A 24,033-nucleotide genomic window follows, 5' to 3' on the forward strand; every position below is an offset into this window, starting at 1 on the left:
GGAATTTGTGACTATTTATATACGTTTTGAAAACCACAAGCAGATTGAAACAACAACACTTGAAAACAAGCCAACTGGAAATGATTGGTATGAAGCACCAGAAGATTTTGATTGGCAAAAAAGCTATTGTTTAACAGAAGGAGGCAAAATTGCTCAGCGAAATCAAGAAGACATTGAATTGGAGTTACTGCAAAATGCGAAGTTTTCTGCACTTTCTAATCTTCGTGCTTATTATGATAACTATACTCACCAATACGCAGGACATTCTCACCAAAAAGCTAAATCTTATGAGATTCAAGCGAAAGCCGCAGAGAACATTTTAGCAGCGCCAGAATCTATGAATGAAAAGGATGCAGAAATTATAGAGCCATTAGCAAAAGTCCTTGGTATTACAGTTATTGAAATGGCAAGAATAATTGAGGAAAAAGTGAAAAAAGCAGTAAAAGAAATAATGAAATGTGAAGAGCTTGAAGATTTAGTCAAGAGAAAGATTGAAGAAGCCAAGAGTGAAAATGAGCTACAGACTTTGCTCGATGATTTCAGGAAAAAAATACAAAGAAATGGCTGAAGAATTTTTACATGGCGTAAATGTTATTGAGGTAACCTCAGGGGCAAAAACAGTACGTACAGCTAAATCATCAGTAATAGGAGTAATTGGTACTGCACCTGAAGCCGATGAGCAAAATTTCCGCTAAATAAACCAGTGTTAGTTGCAGGAAGCTTAAAGGAAGCAGCAAAGCTCGGAAAGAGTGGCAGTTTACCTTCTGCAATAAATGGAATATTTTCCCAGATTGGTGCAACAGTAGTAGTTATTCGAGTTAAAGAAAGTGAAAACAGCGATCCAAAGCTCAAAGAAAGTGAAACTATTCAAAGTATAATCGGTGGAGTTGATAAAGAGACTGGAGAATATCAAGGGATAGAGGCATTCCTCAGTAGTGAAAGTATAGTTCATGTTGCTCCAAGAATATTAATTGCACCTCAGTTTACTCATCAGTTACCTAAAATAGATGGAGTAAATCCAGTAGTGAGTGCTTTAATTTCCATAGCAGAAAAATTAAGAGCAATTATTGTTGCAGACGGACCAAATACTAATGATGAAGAAGCAATAAAATGGAGAAAAAGTGTAGGCAGCTCAAGAGTTTACGTAGTTGACCCATGGATTAAGTTATTTATTGAAGGAAAAGAAAAAATCTTGCCATCGAGTCCATTTGTAGCTGGTTTAATAGCTAAAATAGACAGCGAACAAGGCTTCTGGCATTCACCTTCAAATAAAGAGATAAATGGTATTGTTGGCACAAGCAGGCCTATTGATTTTAGCTTAGGTTATGCAAATTGCAGAGCAAACCACTTAAATGAAAATGAAGTAACAACGATAATTCATCAAAACGGCTATAGGCTTTGGGGCAATAGAACATGTTCAGATGATTCAAAATGGGCTTTTCTGTCAGTGAGAAGGACTGCAGATTTAATCAACGATAGTTTACTTCGAGCTCATCTATGGGCAGTTGATCGCAATATCACCAAAACTTATATAGATGATGTGATTGAGGGGGTGAATTCTTATTTGGCCAATTTAAAAGCGCAAGGAGCGATTATCAGCGGAAAATGTTACGCAACTCCAGAGCTCAATACACCAACAAATATTGCAAGCGGGAAAGTATATTTTGATTTCGAATTTACACCACCATATCCGGCTGAACAGATTACTTTTAGGTCAAGATTAGTTAATAATAAAATACTGTAAAGAGGAAAAAGTGTTACCAAAAATACTGAGAAATTTTAACGTATTTGTTGATGGTAGAGGCTATGCAGGGAAAATAGATGAAATAACGCTACCAAAGCTTACCATAAAAACAGAGGAGTACCGTGCTGGTGGTATGGATATTCCAATAAATATTGATATGGGCATGGAAAAGCTTGAAGCAGATTTCACTTTTTCTGAATACGATACAGAACTCTTTAGGCTATTTGGTCTAATAAATGGGAATTCAGTAGCTTTGACGCTCCGTGGTGGAATGCAAGGGAGTGGTAGTAACGATATTGAAGGAGTAATAATCAACCTTAGGGGCATATTCAGAGAATTTGATTTTGGTAGCTGGAAACCTGCTGAAAAAGCCACTCTAAAATGCACTGTAGCTGCTCATTACTATAAACTTACTATAGGTGGTAATGAACTGATAGAGATCGATGCTGAAAATATGATAAGAAAGATAAATGGTGTTGATCAAATGGCCTTGCTGCAAACGGTTTTAGGCATATGAAAAGATTCGAAATTTTATTTTAAGGAGGCAATAATGCACACTATAACACTTAATAACCCAATTACAGTTGATAGTATTTCTGTTTCAGAGTTATCAATGCGTGAACCTAAAGTAAGAGATTTACTTGCTATAGAACGCATAGAAGGCGAAGCTTTGAAAGAAGTAGCTTTGATTGCTAATCTAGCGTCTGTGCCAAAAGAAGTAGTTGAAGATTTATGTATTAAAGATTATGTAGAAATACAGAAGGTGCTAAAAGATTTTTTGTCGCCGCTGGAACAGAGGAGTTAAGATTCAATATTTTAAAACTTAGCTCAACAACAGGAAGTGGAATTGAGCAAATTATTAATATGAGTATAAAAGAGTTTCTAAAGTGGTTAGAAGTAAGTGAAGGAGTAACAAAAAAATGTCAATGCTTTCAATAAAAATAGGTGCGACGTTAGATGGTAGTTTTAACAATGCAATGACAGGTAGTGCAGCAAAGCTTTCTAAGTTGGGCGATAGTATAAGGCAACTTGATTCGTCAATGAAATCTGTTTCTAAATTTAAGCAATTAAATCATGATGCCCTTGAAGCCATGAAAAATTGGAAGAAAGCAGAGAAAAAAGCAAAAAAATCAGCCGCAGCAATTGCTAAAGAGAAGAAGGAAAAAAAAGAACCAAGCAAAGCACTGAGAAATGAATTCGAAAAATTGAAAGCATCGGCATCAAAGGCAAAAGAGGCTTATATCAAAAAGAGAGATGCACTTCACACATTAAATGAAGAAATAAGGAAAAGTGGAAAGGATATTAAATCTTTAGTGAGGGATCAAACTAAACTTGGTTCATCTGTTGAAGTACTCAAAGGGAAATACAGTAAATTAGGATCTGTAATACAAAAACAGCAAAGTGCTTTGGCAAAAAAAGCGCATTATAGGTCACAAGTAATGGAGACTATAGGACTAGGTCTTTCACTTGCAGCACCAATTAAAGTTGCGATTGACTTTGAAAGTGCTATGGCTGATGTTAAAAAGGCAGTAAATTTCAAGGATGGAACAAATGAAGCCGAAGAATTTGCTCAAAAATTGAAGAAATTATCCCGTGAAATACCATTATCAGCTGCAGAGTTAGCACAAATAGCTGCAAGTGGTGGTCAGCTTGGTATCGACAAAGATAAGCTACTTGAATTTACCACAACAGTAGCTAAAATGGCCACAGCATTTGACATGTCTGCTGAACAAGCTGGTGATTCTATTGCCAAACTCGCTAACATTTATGGAATCGCAGTAGAGAAGATGGAAGAAGTTGGTGGTGTTATAAATTACCTATCAGATAATACTGCAGCTAAGGCGAACGATATGATTGAAGCACTCGCTAGAGTGGGTGGTAATGCAAAACAATTTGGTTTAGATATTAATCAGACAAGTAGTTTAGTAAATGCCTTCGTTAGTTTAGGTAAACAACCTGAAAAAGCAGCAACTGCAATAAACGCTCTACTTAGTAAACTTCAGACTGCTGAAGGACAGGGAAAAGAGTTCAGAGCAGCATTGGAATCCATAGGTATCACTGCAGAGGAAATGTCACAAAAGGTTGCTGAAAACGGGCAAAACGCTCTACTTCATTTTTTTGAAATTTTAGAAAAAGTAGATAGACAGGAACGTTCTCAAATTCTTCTCAACCTCTTCGGTCAAGAATATCAAGATGATATTGCATTACTGGTTGGAAGCTTAAAGAATTATAAAGACGCCATAAATCATTTAGCTGACGAGAAAAAATTCGAAAAGTCCATGCAAGAAGAGTTTAACAATCGTGCAGCAACTACAGCAAATAATTTACGATTACTGAGAAATGCAATAGCAGAAGTAGGAATGAATTTGGGCTCAGTAATGCTGCCTCCTTTAAAATCGATAAGTAGTCTTTTAAGAGAGATAACTAACCCCATAGCTCGATTTGCAGAAAAATTTCCAGTTATTACTACAGGAATAATGAGTACCATAGCAGCATTAATAGGTCTTAAAGTTCTAGCAGTAAGCGGTGGTTATGCATGGAATTTAATTAGAGGTGGAGTACTTGCTTTCTCGGTTTTTTTGCATGGAATACTGAAGCCAGCATTAATATCATTATCAACGTATGCTATTCCAGCAGTAATTACCGGACTAAGTTTTTTAAAAGCTGCAACTCTGAGCTTAGCAACGAAAGCTTTTCCTCTACTGTCATCAGCTCTACCAGCAGTAATCACAGGACTAAGAGCAATAACACTTGCTGTAATGAGTAACCCAATTGGATTTTTGATAGCAGGTCTTGTTACTGGTGCAGCTCTTGTTATAACTAACTGGCAAAAGGTGAAAGACTTTTTCTCTAGCTTGTGGAAATCACTCATTGAACCTATAGGAAAAGCTTTTTCATGGATAGGGGAAAGTGTATTTGGAAAAGTATTGGAAAATAGCCCACTGAAAGAATTTGAAAAAAGAAAAACTGAAATAAAAGCAGTACATACTCCCCTAAAGAGTAATATTCTCAACAGTGGAAATCCTTTGCTAGGTAACAGTATAATTAAAGAATTTTCCAAGAGAAATCAGAATAGCTTCAGAATCAAAAGCCTTATTGAGGAAAAAAATCCACAGAAAATGATAAGATATTTGCAGATTTTGCAACGAGTAAATTTGAAAACAAAGAACAGAAAACAAAGAACAGAAAACTATGAATCAAACTCGGAACATCACTAATAATTACACTATCAGCATTAAAGCAGAGCCAAATCAAGATATTCGTAATCTTGCAGATGAAGTAATAAAAAGAATAAGAGAAAAATCACGTGATGTTATGTTCGATACGGTAGATCCCATTTACTGATGCTATCCCTTGGTCCATATAAATTTACTCCGATAAGTTTGAAATATAGCAAAGAAAATCGTTGGAGTGTAATTGAATGTATTGAAAATATGCCATTATTACAAATATTGGTCAAGGTGTAGAAAATATAGATTTAGAAGGAGTAATTTATCTTCATAATGGATTAGATCAGTTAAAGAATATAAAAGAGGCAGAAGAACCTCACACTTTAGTTGATAGTATGGGAAATGTTTTGGGGCAATTTGTAATTACTCGCTTTGAAGAAAAGCAAACATCATTTTTCTCTTGTGGATTGCCAAAAAAAGTTGAATTCAGTTTAAGTTTAAAGCGTTATTCATGACTATACATTACTTAGCAAAAGAAAATGATATGTTAGACTATATTTGCTGGAAGCACTATGGATTTACTTCAGGAGCAGTAGAAATAGTATTAGAAGAAAACCCTGGACTTGCGGAATATGGAAGTTTTTTACCGGCAGGACTGAAAATTAAGCTGCCTATAATTGAGAAACATCTACAGAAATCAACCTTGAAGATTTGGGGGTAAGATGCAACCAGAGTTTATCATTGAAGGGTATGAATTAGCAAAAGACCGCTTGGTGTCAATGCATGTTACTGATGAATCAGGGACTATAGAAGATATAGCTGAAATACGTGTCGATTACAGGGATGATAACATAAAAGTTCCAAAAGAGCTAAAGATTGCTTTGGGATATAGAGAAACAGAGGTACTACCCATAGGTATATATAGAGTCAATGAAATTACAGTACAAAGTCCACCAAAAACCTTAATAATCAAAGCTCATGCAACAAATTTGATGATATCGCTAAAGGAAAAAGTATCCAGAGAATGGCACCAGATTACGTTAGGTAATTTAGTCAAGGAAATAGCAAATAAACATGGATATGGATACAAAGTTGCTGAGGAATTTAAAGACATATTAATACTACATATTGACCAAACTGAAGAGAGCGATATAAGTTTGTTGACTAGAATAGCTATAGAGCGCGAAGCCATGGCAAAACTGGCAGGAGGGTATATATTGTTTATTCCAAAAGGTACAGCAAAGTCAGCAACGGGAAAAGCTTTAGGAACAACGACTATTAGACCTCAAGATACAATCAATTGGAAAGTGCATTTTACTGTGCGTAATAAGTACAACTCAGTGATAGCGAAATGGCATAGCTATGAAAAGGGAGAGACCATATCGGAAAGAGTAGGTAGCGGTGAACCAAGTTACGCTATACAAACAATTTATCCAAATGCAGAGTCAGCACTGAGTGCAGCAAATGCCAAGTTGAAACAATTGAAGCGTAATAATGAGACTTTAGAAATGACAATACCAGGTAATCCAGAATTATGTGCAGAAGCAAAACTCAGTCTGTTAGGATTTCATCAAGACATAGATCGTGAATGGGTAATTGATAGAGCAGAACATACTTTAAATAGTTCAGGATATCGTACTGCATTATCGGCATCTTTTAGTAATTACGTTTAAGAGAAAATAAGTAAATTGCTGATTTAATGCAAAAAAAAATGCTGAACATGAGCAAGAAACAAGCTACATTGTGGTTTATACTGGTAATAATATGTGTTGTTATTACATATTATAGCTCTTTTTACAATAATCCGAACAGACCGTAATATGCTACTGGCCTGCTATAGCCATAAACACATATCTTATCGCATTCGGACTATTATAAGAAAGGCTATACTATCAAAAATCCAAGGCCGCTGAAGAGTATCAGAAAATGTTAGAAATGTCAGCTAAGAACTGTGACTTAGAAACTGTGAAATCATTAGTAAAAAAAAGTAGAGATGATTCAAGTATTAGCAAAAAGGCATTATATTATGCTTCAGAGAAAGGATGCTTAGAAATTGTTACATTTTTGTTAGACGAAGGGATGGATATAAATACTATTAGTTTAGCATTACTTGATGCTGCTGAAGGTGGTCAGTTAGGGATTGTAAAACTTTTGTTGGAGAGAGGAGCTAACCCTCATGTTGTAGAATGGAAAGGAAAAACTGCAAAAACTATAGCAATGAAGAGGTCATCTTATAGTGGAAATAGGAAGTCTTATAGAGAAATCGTAGACCTACTTACTGAGGCAGAAAAAAATTATAAAACAGAAAAGTAACGACTAATTCATTTCTACAGTTTGAAACAAAAGCTTTCAATAGTTATTCATAATAAATTAAATCGTTATGCAGAACCAAAAAATCCCAATTACAGTAGTTATCACGTTATTAATACAAACAGTAGCATTTATATGGTGGTTATCCAAGCTAGACTCAAGGGTACAATTTCACGATAAACTTATTGAATATGGTTTAATGGAGAAGGTTCTTGTACTTGAGGAAAGGGTAAAAAATCTCTCTGAAGAATTAGATGAGTTTAAATTGCAGGTTTTAAGCGGAAAAATTAAATCTTAATATCCTTACCTAAATTTACAATTGATTAAATACATTTTATCCGTTGACGGCGGAGGCATAAGAGGCATCATACCAGCGATAATATTAGCAGAAATAGAAAAAAGAGCAAGGAAACCGATAGCTGAAATCTTTGATTTGATGGCAGGAACCTCAACCGGTGGAATTGTTGTAGCAGGATTATGTAAAAAAGATGAACGGGGAAATCCCAAATATTCAGCCAACGACCTAGTTGAGCTTTACCAAAAGTACGGAGCATATATTTTTAAGTCTTCATTTTTTAGGCGATCAATATTATCTTGGTTTAACTGTGCACAATATCCACACAAAAACATCGAATCGATATTAGAAAAATATTTTGGTGATGATACTCTACAAAACACTTTAAATAATGTACTACTTACCAGTTACGACATTCAGAATAATTGCCCATTTTTCTTCAAAAGCTGGAAAGAAGGTAATATTAAGCTAAAAGATGCACTCAGAGCTGCAACGGCTGCACCTACTTATTTCATACCAAAACATCTAAAAATTAACCAGATAAACAGAGTATTAGTGGATGGCGGGGTGTTTGCCAATAATCCAGCGGCTTGTGCATATGCAAGTGGTAAGAGGTTATTTCCAAATGATGATATTCTACTGTTATCGATAGGTACTGGCAGAACAGATAGAAGCATAGAGTATGCCAATTCAAAGAGATTTGGAAAAATAGGCTGGATAAAACCACTATTACATGTGATGTTTGCTTCAAGTTTAGATGCAGTGAACTACCAGCTCGATCAAGTTATAGGTAGTCAGTATTTAAGAATACAGTCACAGCTAAAAATAGCATCATCTTACATGGATAATATTACATCAAAAAATATCAAATCTCTTCAGCAAGAGGCAAAGGCAATGATAGAGGAAAATCAAAAAGTGATAAACAAATTCTGTATAGAAGCATTAAATATATAACTATCTTTACTTATATCTTAATATAATATTTAACACTACCAACTGTCTTTAACACAATTCAATTTTCACCCAACTCATCGGCAGTTAGGCCACTTGCTCGCACAATAATATCATTAGCTATACCTGCCTTAACTAGATCTTTTGCAATCTTGATTTTCTCTGCTTTTTTAACCTTTTCTTTACCAGTTTGCATTCCTTTAGATAAAGATCTGGCTACCGTATCCAGTAATTCTTGATCCTCTATTTTTTCGCATTTACCTATAAACCGCAAAACTGGCTCATTTTCATATTCTGTTAGTCCAAGAGCTTTAATGTTAACTGATAATGTCTTTGCTATCTTATATAATATTTCAATTGGAATGTCTGTATATCCTCGTTCATAGTCGTGTATTTCTTTAGGTGTTGAACCGATTTTATTTGCCAAGTCCTCCTGAGTGTATTTCCGTATTAATCTCTGCTCTTTTATCCTTTTCCCCACTTTGTAGAGTATAGAATCAGTACAAATTTCTTTCTCTATATCATCATATTCGTAAGTAGATAAGCGAGTCACTTGGGAAATAATATCAACTGAAACTCCTTCTTTCACTAGATTCTTTGCTACTTCTATTTTCACCGCTTTTCCGCTTCTTTCCTCACTAATACGGATGAATTTGGTTAATAAGTAAAACGTTTCGCGTAATTCTTGATCCTTAATCTCTTTATGTCTTCTTACTAGATTTACTATCTCTTCTCCCTCATACCTTCCTCATTTGATACTTCTTGTCCGCAAGCTAGGCCTCTAGCAGTTGTTGATAATGCTTCTGCTAATTCATATAACTTCTTAATTGAAATTCTGCGTGTTCCTTTTTCATATTGCAGTATTACCTGATATGTTGTTCCGATTTTTTTTTGCTAAATCTTTTTGAGTATATCCTCGCTTTAACCTCCAGCTCCTTACTTTTTGTGCTATCTGATACCTTATGGAAACGGTAGTATACTTTGCCATACAGAAATAGATATTATACAGGTTAATACTATCAAATAAAGATACACAAAAACTTCTATGTTTGAATTTTAGTTGAATATTTCTTCAGAATTGTGTATAATTATCAATGCTTTTTGGGTTGATTTATTATGGCTTTTTCTAAATTTCTCGATCCTAAATATGATTTGCCCTTCAAACGAGTGTTCGGCACTGAAAAAATAAGAATATTCTTATCCATTTTTTAAACGATATTTTAGGATGTACTGAAGTCAACACTATACAAGAAGTAGAATTCTTAAGCACTATTCAAGATGCTGAAATTGCCTCTGATAAGCAAAGTATAGTTGATGTTCTTTGTAAAGATTCATACGGAAATAGGTATATTGCGGAAATGCAGCTCGCTAGGGACAAGGGATTTGAAAAACGTGCCCAACTTTATGCTGCTAAAGTTTACTCAAGACAATCTGGCAATTACATTGATTTTAAGAAAGTATTCTTTATCGCTATTTCCAATAGTATATTGTTTCCTACAGAGGTTGAGTATATTTCCACTCACAATATACGTGATATAAAGACTAACGGACATTACTTAAAAGATTTTCAATTCGTCTTTATTGAGTTGCCTAAATTCACAAAGAACAAAGTAGAGCAACTGGAGAGCACAGTAGAAAGGTGGTGTTTTTTTCCGGTATGCAGAAGATACTACAGATGAAGACCTAAAAGATATTGCAGAAAAATCACCAATAATAAAGCTAGCATATGATGAATTAGACAAGTTTAGTTGGGAAGAAGAGGATCTAGCAGCATACGAAGAAAGAGTTTTGAGTGTACAGAAAGAAGCTGCTATTTGGGAACAACGTCTTGATGATGCTACTGAAAAAGGCAGAGAAGAAGGCAGAGAAGAGGGCGAAAAACAAGCTAAAATAGCAGTTGCAAAGAATCTACTTAAAGCAGGGGTTTCTATTGATATCATAACTGAAACTACTGGTCTTACAGTTAACGAAGTCAAAGACTTAAGCTCTTTGGGTGTCTAGATGAACACTTTATACTAGATGAAAACCCAGCAATTGCGGCTCAAATGTTGTGTATATAGTAAAAACGCTACTAGAAACTACTGAGTAATGTTTTTTCAACAGCACCCTAATCCTTTTATTAGTGTAATAGATTATAATATAGAAGTTCCATACAAACTTACTCATGTCCTTGTTCTTTATACCTCAGTTATGGATTAGCTTGATGTAAAGTCCTGAAATTCTGTTCTCTGCACTAATTGTAATAACATAAAATCACTTTTGCTTCAGATATTTTGTAAATTGCTGTTATTTTGCGCTTTTTGATCCATAATCTAGCAAAGCTGTTACTTTCTGTCATATATGTATTACCAATCGTATAACTTAATGATTTTAGCTTCTTTTTTGGTGTTATACTCAATTTCTAATCCATAATTGGAGTTCTTACTATCATCCACAAAGAAGTCCTGCTAATTTTTCTACTAAAATTAGTCTTTTCTTCATCTGTATCTCCTTTTGCACCTAGAATTTTATTTGCAAATTCTTTATTTTCTAAGCGGTACTTTACACCCGCCATTCAGCAACAAATTTTTCACACCAAAAGCTGATAGCACTTTTCCACTTCTCCCTAAATCTTTTGGGGAGCAAAGCAAGATATTTTTTTTCCGAACAGTTATAAACCAGGAACCATAGAAACAGCTTCATGATTAGCAATTTTAAAAGTTTGATCAAGTTCAATATTCCTAAGCGTCGTACTTGCCTTATACGAACAATAACATCCCAATGTAAGGAAAGTTAATGCAGTCAAAGCAAGTGAAATAGATATTCCTAAATGAGACATTGTTAAACTTGCGCCAACAGCAAATACTCCAGATAATATAAGAGAAGCAGAGGCATAAATTATTTGCTTTCTACCATGAGTGCTTGCTGCTGAGAATTGAGATCTTACTGATGAACTTTTTTCAGGAACTTGAGATAGGTTACTAGCCCTTTTACTATAACCTTGTTTTACATTAACTAGATCCACGTTCTTTGTAGGTACCATCGCCTCAGTGCCAACTTCCGCCTCCATTTCATTTTGGGTTGAATTATCGAGCTTCCCCCTCTTTTCAATAGCTGCAAGCCCATTATACAAATTTTCTACAGAGCAAAAATGTGAGATCTCGGCACTCAAGCTTTTTTCAACGTTTTCTAATCGTTTATTCTCTGCCTTTAATAGTTCTACGCTGCTCAATAATATAATCCTTTCTGATAAGAGTTTCTCAATTTGTTCTTTCATTATATCTGTCTCTTCTATCAACTTCTCCTGTTCTATCTGTCCATGACACTTAACATCTGATTGGGTAATTTCTCCGGATTTGCTTATGTTCTCTGTTTGTATAGCAATACTTTTTGTTTCGCTTGCTATTAAAATGCAGTCGTCACGCTTGTTTAACTCATCATTTTCCCGTTTTAATTGCTTGTTTTCTGCAATCAACTTATTTTTATCTTTCTCTCTTTCTTCTATCGAAGCATACAGCCTATCTCTTTCCTCGAGTACGCCACGTAGTTGATCCTCAATCAAATTGTTTCTATTGAAAAGAACTTTGTTCTTTTCTACAAGTTTAAGGTTTTCTTCGATCAATAATTCATTTCCTTGATCTAGAGAACAATTCATTTTTTCTTGTATTTCCAATTTAGATTTAAGTCTGCAAATTTGTCGTAAAAAATCCCCAGATGAATTTTCGAAATTGCCTCCGGACCCATTCTGTAGGCATTTTTTGACACTTTCACTTATAAGTTCTTCTACAACATTGAAAAAATCTCGCAAGAACATCTTCAGCTCTGTTAACTCTCCACTTAATGACGTAAAATTTTGTTGTTTTAGTATTTCCTCCACTTTGTTCAACCCACCTACAATTAGTTTCATAGGTTCAACCATTCTACTTGCACCACTTAAATTCATCTTGCCACTAAGATCTGCTTCATTAAACGGATCTTCACTCGTAGAAGTGTGGTTAGACTGACCGATCTGTTTAATCGGAGTACTCGAATTAATCAAATTTATATCAAAGCCAGAAGGTACGCTCATATCACTTAAAACATTAATTGAGCTATCCAGAGAAGATATGCCACTATTTTCAATTAATTCACTATTATTGGAAGCTTTCTGATCTTGTCTCTTATCAACAGCAGCTTTTGTTAGACTAGCACAATCTTTCTGATCTTCTCCACTGCTTTCACTCATAAAGCGCTTGACTCCCATTACCTTCCTAACATTCTCTCCAAGTTCTTCTCTTTCGATTATAATACGAGATTCATTTTTTTTATAGTTAATTGTCATATAATTGTTCACATTCTCTGTAGGATAATATTGGTTGTAGCGTCTTCTTCTTTACTTCTTCATCGTAGAAAGCTCGCAGCTTATCATTTGATAATATTGCTATAGCTTCTCTTACATCAGGATGCAATTGAGAACACCCATTTCTGCATGAATTAACACGGTTCAGTAGAAAAATCTTAACAGAGTGTTGCTTGTATTCCATAAGTTCCTCTAATGTAATCCCCATAACTTCTTCTTGTGATTCTATGTATTCTAGAGCTTCTTCAAAGTCTTGTCTATTAGAGGTGAGAGGTTGAGCTTTTTTTAACTTTTTGATCTCACTATCTTTTGGATGCACACCATTAACTTCAATAACAGGGATAACACTTGCAGAGTCAATTGCATTTAACACAGTACCGCAATCATCTTGATTTTTTAAGAAAGCTTTTAGCTGTTTTTTAAATTCCAGTAAATCACTTAGTTTACTTTCAGTAGTTTTAGACTTTTTGATTTGATCATTAACGTTCTTGGCTGCATGATTATTTTCTTCATCAGTCCTTATTTTACTTCTTAACTTACTAAGGAATTTGCTCAGTGGTTTCTTAAGTTTTTTATAATCATCAACAAGCAGGCCACTTATCTGTCTTTGAAAATCTTCTTGTCCTTTGAATCTCAAAACAGTATACAGATCATCTTCAGCCCTCTGCTGATCGAATCTTGTATTTACAACCATAGCCTTACCTAACACAAATGGAACAGAGCAGATACTGCTGAACAGAACTTAAGGGCGAAGTTAAAACCCACTTGGTTAAAGCCACCAGCACTTCTACAGTTAATTGTACCAATGTTTCTCTGGAAAACAACATATCTGCTAACTTTATTCTTGGGAATATAAATAGCGCAATGTCAAAAAGTGCATCACCTATGGTCTCCAGAAAACCTGGTGTTAGCTGTCAAATTAAGATTTTTAGAAAATACTCAATAATTCCAGACAGATTGCTCTAGGCCTGACCAGAACGTTTGGGTATCAAATAGGTCTTTCTGGAGTAATTAGGTATTGCAACCTAGTTACAAATTTAGTAGTGTAGAAATATTTTCATCATATAGGGAGGTTTAAATGCCAATAGAAACAAAGCGTCAAGCTGCAGTGCTTAAAAAGCTGCAAGATGTTATAAAATATACAGATCCTGAAATTGCTGCTGGGAGGAAGTTAGCTATTAAAAGGTGGTTGGAAACCTATATAGAGAATATTAAATCTTTTAAGGATGATAAACTGCAGTTTTTGTACAATATATTCCAAGATGAAAGTTGCTGGTCAGGTACAAGACTGAATAATAACGTTCTAGCTCAAAGATTGACTGAAGAAAGAATAGGTGAAATAGATAATCCACTTCGCAGGTATGAGATGGCTTCTAGTTGCTGTGTGGTAGATAAAATTCATCCACTCTTTCAAAAAAGATTTGAATCTTACAAAAGTAATTTTTCTTCTGATGAACTTGATGGTAGTGGCAATCCTATAACTGACAAATACATAAGAAATTCACTTTTGAGTGGCATTGGAAGGAAGGGCCATGTATTTAATTTCTGGATAGATAGAGAGTCTGGAGAATTAAAGCAACCTGGTAATGCAGAAGAGGGTTTTGACAGTGCTATAAAACTTAAGTGGAGTGAAGGAGTGGAATATTTTTCTAATCAGTTAGAGGAAAAAGCTAAGGAGAAGAAGCTTACGGAAGCAATTATTGCTCTATCTCGTGTTCAATCTGTCGAGAAAGACGCTCCTATTTTAGATTTCTGTATAAGGAATGTAGATGATAAAGATACTCTTTTACAAGAATTATTACGGAGAGATGATGGAGTATATTGCTTTTTTAGTAGATTAATACGTTCGTGTTTTTTTGATACAGTTCATGATTTGGTGCAGTGCTGGTGTTATAAAGAAGTTTCAGCATGTGGAAGCCATTCAGAGAAAATATTTTCACAGGATAAGTATGAACTTCTTCTTTATTCACTTTCAAATGTGATGTTGAAAAATCCTGAGTCAAGCGTTCAAGCTAGATCTCTTATCATGGAGATTTGGAAGTGTGACCGCTTTACTGAATACAGAAAGACTTCTGTTAATACTTCTAATTATACAGTTCCTATAAAGAGTGTACTTAGGGGATTAATCATTAATTGGAAACGAGGAGATGTTTGTAAGCCTGATGAGGAAAAGAAAATAGAGAAAAAAGAAATATTAGATATAATATCATTTGCTCGAGGTTCCTTTCCTGAAAAATTTGAACTTTTTAAAGAAATCATGATAGAAAACCTTAGATTATGTGGTAGCGAAGGAATGGAAGAAGATATGGACTATGGTACTTTCGCAAAAGAGTTGTTTTCTGAGTTAGAAGAAGCAACTTTACCTCCTAGAGATGATGGTTCCGGTGATTATCGAAGACGGTCCATATCCATAGTGGAAGCTGAAGATTCTAGTCTTTCTATTAGACATGATGGTTCTGGTGATGCTCCGAAATCCATTCTTGGAATCTCTAGCGTAAGTGATTTTTCTCGCCGTAGCAAGTAGAAAGGTATATTATATGAATAATGGTGATGGGTTTATCAGAAGTTTGGTCAATAGAAATCTTGAAGGTCTTAGATTAGAGTTTGAATCCTTTTTAGATCAGTGTCCATCTTTCTTGTATCATGTGGGTACGGGTCGTTTCTTTCCTGTATTCTTTTTCAGTATGTTTGCTACTGCACATGACGCAGGTGTTTTAGCTCCAGATGAGAGAGTCTATATTCGTTTTGATAATCATGGTATTGATACAGATGGTAGGAATAGAAATACAGGAAACCTGAAGGTTGCAGTCTTAACTAATAAATCCCTTGGTAAAAAGCGAGTTGTCAGGTGTTACAGCATCTCTGATGTCCCCAATAGTGGTGGGTTAAGATTTAGTAAAAGGGAGAAAAATTCTCTAGTGCAAGAGATTGGACGGGAAAATTGGGATTTAAGGGAAGAAGGCCTAAGTTTTGAGCAATACAAAGTGTGTACGCATGGGAAAGGCAAGAGCCAGGGAGAGAAAGGAGCAGTAGTATTTGAAGAGATTCGCGAAAAAGATCCTCGAGGTGGAGGTAGATTTGCCAAATATTCAGCATCTGAAATCAATCTTATTAGAGTGCTCTTAGAAAATCACGAATTAACAATTAAGGAAATAGAAGGGATGGACCTCAATCAAAATCAGCATGGACAGCTTGATGAGTTGGTCAATTTTGCACAAGTCGGGCCTGGTCAACAAAGAATCGACGGTTTTATAGGGATGCTAGCAAGTAACAATGAAGAAAATACAGAACGTCAAATAAATGAAGAAATTTTGCCATACATAACTCGAATCTATCGTCATTACTCAGGCACACCAGAAAATGATATTCGAAATCGTAATCAAAAATTTGAGAGTCACGCGGTTTTATTAGGTTTGTTAGCAAATTTTAGTCACCTCTACACGATAGATGTTGACCTTGACTTGTCCCATGGAAATTCATATGCTGCTTTTCTTGTACGTCGTCAAGCAGAGAGAGAAAACATTCCTATCGGTATTAATGTTACTGAATGGAGAACACTGTCTGATATTGCATTAAACCGCGCTAGAGGTGACGCTAAAAGATTACATGCTTCTTCATTTATATCTATTCATACTGAATCAAGACATGCTGTTTGTGTTGGATTAAATTTTAATTTACGCACAGACCCTTTTAGGGTTGGCATAGCAGAGCTTCAACAGAATAGATTTCCTTTAGTACAAAGATTATTTGAATATGTAGAAGATGAAGAAATTGAAGAAATTGAAGAAAATATTAAAAATTTCTTACTTCAATATCTTCTTGCTGAAATACCAAGAAATGCAGAAAATCGTAACAGAATACTTGCTTATATAACTGGTTTTGCTTTTGGGAATAGTGCTTTTACAAGAGAATATTTAGAGCTAAGAGAGGGAGAAGATCAAATACGTCTAAAAAAGTACATATTTAGATATGATAATGAGGATTTAAGAAGACATGCTTTAACTATGGTCTTCCATGTTCAAGGTTTTCCTATAGTTATACTTGATATTAGAAATCCCCATGATATACGATCAGTAAAAGCCATCACTCTACCACCAGGTTATAATGGTGCTGTGAATAGAGTTACATGCATACCTAATAATCAATATGGACTAAATGTTCTATTAGATAGATTTAATTCGCCTGATGATTACCTACGTAGGAATAGATATGCTTATTTTGATGGTAATCTTATAGAAGTGCCTAATGCTGAAAATGTACATAATGCTTTGAATCAAGTTATGAACAATGGATGGCAAAATGTAGCTCAGCATAGAGAGTTATTTAGAACCATTTCTAGAGTGTTAATGAATATGGGTGGTAATGCAATAATAGATGTGGATAGCGAGTACAAGTTTCGGTCTATATTGCATGGTGTATTTTATATTTGTGACAATCCTGATAAGGTGATTGCTGGGTACAATGTAGGTCAAACATATAGTCAGAGGAGGATAAGAGAAGGAGGAGTGGTGCAAGGAGTACGCACAAGAGTTACAGAACAGAGATTAGGTCTTCTATTATTAAGATCTGCAAGAAATCATCCAGAAGATACTCATCTGATTGGATATGTATTAGGATTTGCTGATAATGCAGAAGAAGTAGAACAGGAGCAAGACGAGGCAAGGTATAAAATAACAGAATTTATGGACAAACAAAGAGGATATTTGCCTATTACTTCTGGAAATGAAGTGGTTTTATCTTATGCTATATTTAATAGAGGTGCACAGAGAGCGGAAGAACTTATAACTATTCCACGAGAAGTGTATCTACATAGACTTGACCGCAGTCGTACTTCAGGACCCGGTGGAAGGACAGGAAGAATTGTAAGGCCAGTAGCACTTAATGATATTTTACCCCAAGTAAATGTGCATATTCAAGATAATATAATGGGTCTTGATCCGATAGGCAATGTGCATGATATACTCACACTAGACTTTGCAACAGATAATCGTTACTATCATTATTGGCTTCAAGAAAGGGATATACGTTCTGCTGCAAGGACAACACTATATAACTTACAGCCTGATCCGCATAATAATGTGCTCTTTGCCACACTACCTATAGGGTGGGTAAATGATCATTTGCAACGGTTGCAAAATGATATTAACAATAGAGAAATGCAAAACAATGAAATATTGATATCAAATTTGATTGTTAATATAGGTGGCATCCATTGGACTACATTAACTATTGTTTACCAAAATGAGAATTATTATTGTTATTATGCTAACTCAGCTGGCGGCGGTATTCCAAATGATGTTAGACTAGCTTTAGAAGATGGTGGTATTAATAATGCTAATATCCATAACATTCTTGCTAATCAGCAAGGTAATTTGTTAGTACAACAAAGAGATAATCACAATTGTGGCTTGTGGGCTTTGGAAAATGCCAGAGATATCAATCAAGTTTTACAAGGAAATAATAACCTTGGAGAAAGGGGTCCAGGTATGTTGGATGAGATGTGTCGCCGTCTTACGTTAAATGTTCCAGGCTTGAATAACCAGGATGATCAAAATCCTCCTAGAAATGAGCAGTACTTTCAAGATCTGAGAAGAGAAATCTCAAGAGAATTTCGAAACATTAATAATAATATTCACCAATTTCCTCAGGAGGAGCATTTAATCGATAGAAGCGTTGTTATATCATGTCAAAATCTAAATGAAATTCGTCAATTACTATTAAGTTTTTTAGAGCTCCAATATCCAACGCATGGAGTATTGCACCAGCAACCACAAGGAGGGGGAGGACCAACTATATCGCTTAATGTTGGTGATTCTGATAATAGGGAATCGTTAAAAAAACTAGAACAAACAAAAAATGATAATAAGGAAGAAAGGCAAGAAGCTGAGGAAAGGAAACATGAAGAAATAAAGCAGAATAAGAATCTGATGTTGAATGCAAGCGATCCAAATAGAACTGTAAATGATGCGATATTATCTGGAATAAAAAGCTTTGAGAGTCAAGGGGTTTCAACTATGTTGAGTGAGGCAAGCGTTTCTGTTACAAATACTCGACTTGGTAAACATTGATTGTAGAAAGTGTTTAACAAAGCATAAGCATCAAGTTAAGGAATAAGCGTGCCTTGCGAACTATAAAATTATATAGTCACAAAGGATAATGGTGCGGATTATGGGTGTAAACAACCAATGTTAATTCTTTTGCCAATAAGGTAAGGAGAATAGCCTATAATTGCAGGCTGAGGAAATTAGAATCTATAGAAATCTGATTTATGTTCTTTCAAGCTAAAGTTAGTCTTGTAAAGGTTATGTGGTCTATCGATAAAAGATTTTATCCTATTTTACCGTGAGTTCACCCTCAATGCTTCTTTGGTATTTTTGAATAGGGACTAGTATTAACTTAGTGTTATGTATTACTAATAATTCAATAGTGCAACCATTTCCAGCGTTCGAAACCAAGGGCGTTGAGAACAAGTTTCTTTGGGATGGATTGGTCTACCACTGGATTCGTGCGAACTTCTTCCAATACCTGAATGGTTTTTTCTTGAGTCATAACTGTACTCTGCTGGCATTTTACCTTCTTGTTACCATAAATCACTATCTTATCTTGTTCCCACTATTATGGAAAGGGCTATATCGCTGGGAAGTAGAACGTAAAAAGGCTATTCTTGCTTATGAAGCGCTACTTTATACGGCATAATATCGATTAATCTTTTCTTTATTTATTTTTCCAACTTTTCAATCGTTATCTTTAATCAATTATATTTTTCATTTTGTAAATTAAAAAATTTAGCTTATCCTTTTTAAATAACATTAGCATGACTTACCTTTTTTTCGGGTCTAGGAATTGTCTTCTTGAATTCTATGGTATTTTGTTTAACATTGACGCGAGAGTCTGGCATCCAGTTCTTTCGCGCAGTTCCATCAAAAACGTTGTAAAGGATTAATCGCTTTCGTGTTTACCAACTTAGTGCCCAATCTGGATCCCAGATACTGTCTCTGCTGTCAAACAAATTATCCAACAAAATTACAATTAAATGGTTGATTATTTTTAAGAATACCAAAAAAGACATGCATTAATTTTCGCATTAACGCAAGAACTATGACTTTTGGACATTTGCCTTTACTCGCTAGACGCTGACAAAACTTTTGAAAATGATTATTATGGTTTTTGACTACTATAGCTGGCATATAAAGAGCTTTTCGAATACGCTCAGATCCTATTTTGCATATGCAACTTCTCTTACTTACTGACGATCCCGATTGATAATGTCCTGGATTTAGACCAGCAAAAGCTGTAAATTGCTTAGCATTGTCAAAGTTATCAACTGATGGCATTTCTGCGACAACAGCAACAGCAGTAAGATATCCTATACCTTTTATAGTCTTAAGGTTTTCCACCATATTTTTTAGATGTGGATAGTTATTTATATGCTCATTAATTTCTTTTTCGAGAACAATAATTTGCTCCTCTATTGCCAAAATTACTTTAGATATAGCTTCTTTGCAACTGGAATGCATATTTTTGTTTTCCAAGCGATTTGCCTGTTGCACCTTATCATCTTTTAGCGATTGCATGCAACGGTAAAGCTCCCTCAAATGGCTCATTTCAGGTGCAATGGGCTTCCAAAGAGCAGGTTTGTTGGCGATACAAAATCTAGCTATCATAGCTGCATCTGATTTATCTGTCTTATTTCTGAGCAGCTCGCTTTTGCCAAAAGCTTTCTGGGTTTACTATACTGACATTATGTCCTAAATCGTGCATAAAAGTAGCCAAATCTTCTCCATACCAACTAGTTGCTTCAAGACATAAATGAGTAAGATTTGCTCCATGGCCATTGCACCAAACTACAAGTTTTGCAAAACCATCTTGATTATTTTGAAAGACTTTGTGTCGTTTTTTACTGTCCACTAACAAACAAACATCAAATTTCTTTTTTGAAATATCCACACCCAAAATAGCATTTACTTGCATAAAATTGCCTCCAAGACTATAAATAAACTGAGAGTTTAGACTAACCTTGTAATACGGGATATAATTCCAAAAGATACTGTTCAGTCTTTAACTCTATGGGAGGGAAGCAAAATCTGGCTTAATGGCATTAGTGTCGCATCAGCTTCACCCTCCCTGTGAGGTATTTTAGCTCTAATGCCTCACATCATAAAGATACAAGTGTCACGCACTGGGATGACGAGAAAGGAGTACTGGAATTTTTGTTTCAATATTTGTACATGAGCCATGCATCTGAACAGATACAATGTTATAACTAGAGATAATTTTTAAATGATTGATATTTATGAACTACGACTTTTCTTGTTGTCCACTTGTTCAACATCACCCTTCTCAAGTTTACTATCTACTTCTTTTGTGTGTTCATCATCTATACTAGTTTCATCTTTTATCTTACTAGGGTAATCTTCCTGCGATTTTTTATATGCTTCCATGTTGTCATATATAGGGTTACTGATGATTTCTATTTTTTCAGGTGTGAAAATCCTTGCTAAAAATCTCCTTATTATTGGTATTGACCTTAAGAGATCTCTTAGCTTTGAAGATTCTTGTCTTTTGTTTAGGGACTGTTGGTCTATTTTAGAGGTTTTTACACCATACTTTTTATCATCAAAATTTATTGTAGGCTTTCTTTTATTCGAAAGAACACTTTGGGCCTTTGATCCATTGGTTCCTTCAGGCCCTTGAGGTGTAGACATTGCAGGTTTAACCTTAGTTTCATCGTATTCCTTACTCATCTTTCATTTCATTATGTAATATTACTAATATTGCATAATAATAGCTAAATTACAATTAATTGCAAGGTAAAAATATTAAAACAATTGTAAATTTTGTCAGTAAAAATATAATAGGACTTTAAAATTAGAGGTTCATCTATATGAGATACAAAATTGCTGTTATTGGAGCAACCGGAAGAGTAGGGCGTAAGGTATTAAGCACGCTTGCTGAATTTCAAGATGAGGCGATAGATTGCGTTATTGCACTTGCATCGAAAAAATCAGAAGGGAAGAAGGTGAGCTTTGGTGACAAAGAGTTAACAGTTTTATGCCTTGAGGATTATGACTTCGTTGGAACTAATGTAGCCATTTTCTGTGCTGGACCTCATGTTTCTGAAGAGTATGTACCAATTGCAACACAGGCTGGATGCATCGTGATAGATAACAGTTCCCATTTTAGAATGAAAGAGGGTGTGCCACTCATTATTCCAGAGATTAATAAAGAAAAAATTATGGAATATAAAAACCACAACATAATATCCAATCCAAACTGTACTACAATACAGATGCTGCTAGTACTACATCTATTACACCAAAAAGCAAAAATAAAGAGAATCGTTGCTTCAACTTATCAATCAACTTCTGGTGCAGGCAAAGCAGCAATGGATGAGCTCTATGACCAGACAAAAAAAATCTTTATGAACGAAGCTAAAAAACCCAAGATATTCTCTAAGCAAATAGCATTCAATTGCATTCCCCATGTAGGAGAATTCATGGAAAATGGCTCTACAGAAGAGGAATGGAAAATGCAAGAGGAGACAAAAAAAATTTTAGAGGAAGATATAAAAGTTACTGCAACTTGTGTAAGGGTACCCGTCTTTATCGGTCACGCTATGGCAGTAAATGTGGAATTTGATCAACATATCACTGAAGAACAAGCTCGTGAAGTGCTAAGTGAAGCCGAAGATAGTGGAGTTTTAGTGTACAACAGGCGTGAAGATAGTGAATACATAACTCAAATTGATGTTGTACAGGAGAATGCTGTATATGTATCGCGTATTAGAAGAGACAATACTGTTGAGCACGGATTAAATATGTGGATAGTGGCTGACAACCTGCGCAAAGGCGCAGCATTAAATATAGTGCAGATTCTTGAGATTTTGATAAGAGAGCATTTGTCAATCAAGTGCATATAGAGCGCACGTACGTTGTAATTCGAAGGAAATTGTATATCACATGGCAGCGCGTGACGCTGGAATGGCTTTGTTGCATCGCTACTTATGAAAGGCTAACTATAATTAGGATTATAAGCAACTTATTGAAAATCTTGTTTTTTTTGCAATCAATCTGATCAAATTTAAGAATAGTAATTTGTTATTTATATTAATAAATTTAATTCTATTGAAAATAGCTAAAGCATTGAAATTCTTGAATTTTAGCCGGATTAGTGAGTGGTAGTGAAATTTCTTTTACTCAAATTTAGGTATTCACTGACCGTTCTTGTTATAAATACCAGAATAATAAGCTACTGATATTCTCCACCTTTTTTATCTTTAATCCATCATAGCTAGCGATGCAACAAAGCCGGCTGGATTCCAGTGTCAAGCACTGGAATGACACCATTTGCTGTGCAGTTTACCTTCAAAAATGAATGTTCGTACAGCTATGGAATAAATCGCGGTATGACGGTTCGCAGCGGTATAGTAACTCGTCACCCCGCTACTTGTTAGCGGCTGAGATACCGCGAATGAATCGCGGTATGACGTAGAAGCTATACTTTTATACTCACCAACTCAGCTGGATCCAAGTAGTCAAGCTATTCGGATGACACCCTCATAAAGTGAAATGAGATCCCGCTAACACGTAGCGGGATGACGGGAAAAGAGGTACTGGGAGACATCCTTCCTGGTAGACCCAAATCACAATGTTCGCACAGTTGTGCATCACGCGCTGCCGAACACTGTATGGTTATACAAGAAAAATTAAGGCTTAAAAGGAATTTTAAGTATCAGGACTCAAGGTTTTTATTCCTTCTTAATAAAACATAAAAAGCCCCTTTACCACCATGTTTTTTCGTAGCTTGTTGGTAGTATAGAACCATATGCTGGATTTTAGTGTCATTTAACCATTTATTTAAGTTACTCTTTATAGTGTCTGTTTTGTTTGTTGCACTGCCGTATCCCGTAATTACCAATAAACATCTATTTCCTGCTCGATAATTTTTGATAATAAAATCTATCAATTTACAGTAAGCATCCTCTATATTATAGCCATGCAAATCGAGCTTATCGCTTATAAAATATTTACCCCTATCAATCTTTGATTTTGTGTTGTAGTCAAGACAAAATGATGAGTTACCATTATTGGTATTAAGAAAATTCCCTTGTAAGTCGGAGGTACCTTTATCAACCATAGACTTTATATTTACTTTATGATCAACTTTCAAAGTAACTTTTCTACATTCTATTGGCTTAACATTTTTTTGCCAATCCAACTCATCGTCCGACATAAACGCATTAATC

General features: G+C 35.1%; 19 protein-coding genes and 5 pseudogenes. 16 read left to right on the forward strand and 8 right to left on the reverse strand.

The genetic code is table 11. The annotated features are described in order from the left end of the window. Positions 1-7: 7 nt before the first annotated feature. From ACEL90_RS05160 to ACEL90_RS05215, 12 genes and pseudogenes are all read left to right on the forward strand, one after another. Positions 8-568, forward strand: a complete 561-nt coding sequence (locus tag ACEL90_RS05160) for a hypothetical protein (RefSeq protein ID WP_423348838.1) — start codon at positions 8-10, stop codon at positions 566-568. Then, positions 561-1,744, forward strand: a pseudogene (locus ACEL90_RS05165) (phage tail sheath subtilisin-like domain-containing protein). Before ACEL90_RS05160 ends, ACEL90_RS05165 begins: the two are co-directional and overlap by 8 nt. Before the next feature lie 10 nt (positions 1,745-1,754). Beyond that, the gene (locus tag ACEL90_RS05170; protein WP_423348839.1) at positions 1,755-2,261 is read left to right on the forward strand and encodes a phage major tail tube protein; all 507 of its coding nucleotides are present in this window, start codon (positions 1,755-1,757) and stop codon (positions 2,259-2,261) included. A gap of 33 nt (positions 2,262-2,294) precedes the next feature. Beyond that, positions 2,295-2,549: a phage tail assembly protein gene (locus ACEL90_RS05175; RefSeq protein ID WP_423348840.1), complete on the forward strand. Its 255-nt coding sequence runs from the start codon at positions 2,295-2,297 to the stop codon at positions 2,547-2,549. Positions 2,550-2,664: 115 nt separating this feature from the next. Further along, a complete protein-coding gene (locus ACEL90_RS05180; RefSeq protein ID WP_423348841.1) occupies positions 2,665-4,962 on the forward strand; it encodes a phage tail tape measure protein in 2,298 nt (765 codons plus the stop codon). After that, positions 4,937-5,089 carry a hypothetical protein gene (locus tag ACEL90_RS05185; RefSeq protein ID WP_423348842.1) on the forward strand — a complete coding sequence of 51 codons (153 nt, stop codon included), beginning with the start codon at positions 4,937-4,939 and terminating at the stop codon, positions 5,087-5,089. Before ACEL90_RS05180 ends, ACEL90_RS05185 begins: the two co-directional genes overlap by 26 nt. Further along, positions 5,089-5,429 (forward strand): annotated as a pseudogene (locus ACEL90_RS05190) (phage tail protein). The gene ACEL90_RS05185 and the pseudogene ACEL90_RS05190 overlap by 1 nt, the downstream one beginning before the upstream one ends. Then, a complete protein-coding gene (locus ACEL90_RS05195) occupies positions 5,426-5,635 on the forward strand; it encodes a tail protein X (protein WP_423348843.1) in 210 nt (69 codons plus the stop codon). Before ACEL90_RS05190 ends, ACEL90_RS05195 begins: the two are co-directional and overlap by 4 nt. A gap of 1 nt (position 5,636) precedes the next feature. Beyond that, on the forward strand, positions 5,637-6,587 hold the full coding sequence (locus ACEL90_RS05200) for a phage tail protein (RefSeq protein ID WP_423348844.1): 951 nt from the start codon (positions 5,637-5,639) through the stop codon (positions 6,585-6,587). A gap of 253 nt (positions 6,588-6,840) precedes the next feature. Then, positions 6,841-7,227: an ankyrin repeat domain-containing protein gene (locus ACEL90_RS05205; protein ID WP_423348845.1), complete on the forward strand. Its 387-nt coding sequence runs from the start codon at positions 6,841-6,843 to the stop codon at positions 7,225-7,227. Positions 7,228-7,294: 67 nt separating this feature from the next. Beyond that, positions 7,295-7,522 carry a hypothetical protein gene (locus tag ACEL90_RS05210; protein ID WP_423348846.1) on the forward strand — a complete coding sequence of 76 codons (228 nt, stop codon included), beginning with the start codon at positions 7,295-7,297 and terminating at the stop codon, positions 7,520-7,522. A 21-nt stretch (positions 7,523-7,543) separates the two neighbouring features. Continuing rightward, positions 7,544-8,473 carry a patatin-like phospholipase family protein gene (locus ACEL90_RS05215; RefSeq protein WP_423348847.1) on the forward strand — a complete coding sequence of 310 codons (930 nt, stop codon included), beginning with the start codon at positions 7,544-7,546 and terminating at the stop codon, positions 8,471-8,473. Positions 8,474-8,531: 58 nt separating this feature from the next. On the opposite strand, the pseudogene wmk reads toward ACEL90_RS05215, so the two are convergent. Then, positions 8,532-9,458: pseudogene (gene wmk / locus ACEL90_RS05220) on the reverse strand (WO male-killing family protein Wmk). A gap of 128 nt (positions 9,459-9,586) precedes the next feature. On the opposite strand from wmk, the pseudogene ACEL90_RS05225 reads away from it, so the two are divergent. Next, a pseudogene (locus ACEL90_RS05225) lies at positions 9,587-10,471 on the forward strand (Rpn family recombination-promoting nuclease/putative transposase). Positions 10,472-10,871: 400 nt separating this feature from the next. Here the strand turns inward: ACEL90_RS05225 and ACEL90_RS05230 are convergent. From ACEL90_RS05230 to ACEL90_RS05240, 3 genes are all read right to left on the reverse strand, one after another. Then, positions 10,872-11,024 (reverse strand): hypothetical protein, encoded by a 153-nt coding sequence (locus ACEL90_RS05230; RefSeq protein WP_423348848.1) that lies wholly within the window; start codon positions 11,022-11,024, stop codon positions 10,872-10,874. 96 nt (positions 11,025-11,120) lie between these two features. Then, positions 11,121-12,770: a TomO hydrophobic C-terminal domain-containing protein gene (locus ACEL90_RS05235; RefSeq protein WP_423348849.1), complete on the reverse strand. Its 1,650-nt coding sequence runs from the start codon at positions 12,768-12,770 to the stop codon at positions 11,121-11,123. Next, positions 12,760-13,482, reverse strand: coding sequence for a hypothetical protein (locus ACEL90_RS05240; RefSeq protein ID WP_423348850.1), 723 nt, complete (start codon positions 13,480-13,482; stop codon positions 12,760-12,762). The genes ACEL90_RS05235 and ACEL90_RS05240 overlap by 11 nt, the downstream gene beginning before the upstream one ends. A gap of 384 nt (positions 13,483-13,866) precedes the next feature. Between ACEL90_RS05240 and ACEL90_RS05245 the strand changes: the two genes are divergently transcribed. Then, positions 13,867-15,312 (forward strand): cytoplasmic incompatibility factor CifA, encoded by a 1,446-nt coding sequence (locus tag ACEL90_RS05245; protein WP_423348851.1) that lies wholly within the window; start codon positions 13,867-13,869, stop codon positions 15,310-15,312. A 13-nt stretch (positions 15,313-15,325) separates the two neighbouring features. Then, the gene (locus ACEL90_RS05250) at positions 15,326-18,856 is read left to right on the forward strand and encodes a cytoplasmic incompatibility factor CifB (protein WP_423348852.1); all 3,531 of its coding nucleotides are present in this window, start codon (positions 15,326-15,328) and stop codon (positions 18,854-18,856) included. A 344-nt stretch (positions 18,857-19,200) separates the two neighbouring features. On the opposite strand, the gene ACEL90_RS05255 is transcribed toward ACEL90_RS05250, so the two are convergent. From ACEL90_RS05255 to ACEL90_RS05265, 3 genes and pseudogenes are all read right to left on the reverse strand, one after another. Further along, positions 19,201-19,356 (reverse strand): hypothetical protein, encoded by a 156-nt coding sequence (locus tag ACEL90_RS05255; RefSeq protein WP_423348853.1) that lies wholly within the window; start codon positions 19,354-19,356, stop codon positions 19,201-19,203. 442 nt (positions 19,357-19,798) lie between these two features. Further along, positions 19,799-20,759 (reverse strand): annotated as a pseudogene (locus ACEL90_RS05260) (IS110 family transposase). A gap of 320 nt (positions 20,760-21,079) precedes the next feature. Next, entirely contained in the window at positions 21,080-21,532 is a 453-nt protein-coding gene (locus tag ACEL90_RS05265) for a hypothetical protein (protein ID WP_423348854.1), read from the reverse strand. 140 nt (positions 21,533-21,672) lie between these two features. Between ACEL90_RS05265 and ACEL90_RS05270 the strand changes: the two genes are divergently transcribed. Continuing rightward, positions 21,673-22,707: an aspartate-semialdehyde dehydrogenase gene (locus tag ACEL90_RS05270; RefSeq protein WP_423348855.1), complete on the forward strand. Its 1,035-nt coding sequence runs from the start codon at positions 21,673-21,675 to the stop codon at positions 22,705-22,707. Between the two features lie 812 nt (positions 22,708-23,519). Here ACEL90_RS05270 and ACEL90_RS05275 read toward each other — a convergent pair. Next, entirely contained in the window at positions 23,520-24,020 is a 501-nt protein-coding gene (locus ACEL90_RS05275) for a Smr/MutS family protein (protein ID WP_423348856.1), read from the reverse strand. Positions 24,021-24,033: the final 13 nt, after the last annotated feature.

The sequence above is a fragment of the Wolbachia sp. wLmal genome (genome assembly GCF_049435495.1).
Classification (GTDB): Bacteria; Pseudomonadota; Alphaproteobacteria; order Rickettsiales; family Anaplasmataceae; genus Wolbachia; species Wolbachia pipientis.

Coding starts and splice junctions, on each gene's coding strand:
- ACEL90_RS05240 (WP_423348850.1), bottom strand. CDS start 13,482: ATGGTTGTAAATACAAGATTCGATCAGCAGAGGGCTGAAGATGATCTG.
- ACEL90_RS05175 (WP_423348840.1), top strand. CDS start 2,295: ATGCACACTATAACACTTAATAACCCAATTACAGTTGATAGTATTTCT.
- ACEL90_RS05245 (WP_423348851.1), top strand. CDS start 13,867: ATGCCAATAGAAACAAAGCGTCAAGCTGCAGTGCTTAAAAAGCTGCAA.
- ACEL90_RS05180 (WP_423348841.1), top strand. CDS start 2,665: ATGTCAATGCTTTCAATAAAAATAGGTGCGACGTTAGATGGTAGTTTT.
- ACEL90_RS05235 (WP_423348849.1), bottom strand. CDS start 12,770: ATGACAATTAACTATAAAAAAAATGAATCTCGTATTATAATCGAAAGA.
- ACEL90_RS05195 (WP_423348843.1), top strand. CDS start 5,426: ATGACTATACATTACTTAGCAAAAGAAAATGATATGTTAGACTATATT.
- ACEL90_RS05265 (WP_423348854.1), bottom strand. CDS start 21,532: ATGAGTAAGGAATACGATGAAACTAAGGTTAAACCTGCAATGTCTACA.
- ACEL90_RS05230 (WP_423348848.1), bottom strand. CDS start 11,024: ATGGCGGGTGTAAAGTACCGCTTAGAAAATAAAGAATTTGCAAATAAA.
- ACEL90_RS05275 (WP_423348856.1), bottom strand. CDS start 24,020: ATGTCGGACGATGAGTTGGATTGGCAAAAAAATGTTAAGCCAATAGAA.
- ACEL90_RS05185 (WP_423348842.1), top strand. CDS start 4,937: ATGAATCAAACTCGGAACATCACTAATAATTACACTATCAGCATTAAA.
- ACEL90_RS05200 (WP_423348844.1), top strand. CDS start 5,637: ATGCAACCAGAGTTTATCATTGAAGGGTATGAATTAGCAAAAGACCGC.
- ACEL90_RS05210 (WP_423348846.1), top strand. CDS start 7,295: ATGCAGAACCAAAAAATCCCAATTACAGTAGTTATCACGTTATTAATA.
- ACEL90_RS05270 (WP_423348855.1), top strand. CDS start 21,673: ATGAGATACAAAATTGCTGTTATTGGAGCAACCGGAAGAGTAGGGCGT.
- ACEL90_RS05250 (WP_423348852.1), top strand. CDS start 15,326: ATGAATAATGGTGATGGGTTTATCAGAAGTTTGGTCAATAGAAATCTT.
- ACEL90_RS05205 (WP_423348845.1), top strand. CDS start 6,841: ATGTTAGAAATGTCAGCTAAGAACTGTGACTTAGAAACTGTGAAATCA.
- ACEL90_RS05255 (WP_423348853.1), bottom strand. CDS start 19,356: ATGCCAGCAGAGTACAGTTATGACTCAAGAAAAAACCATTCAGGTATT.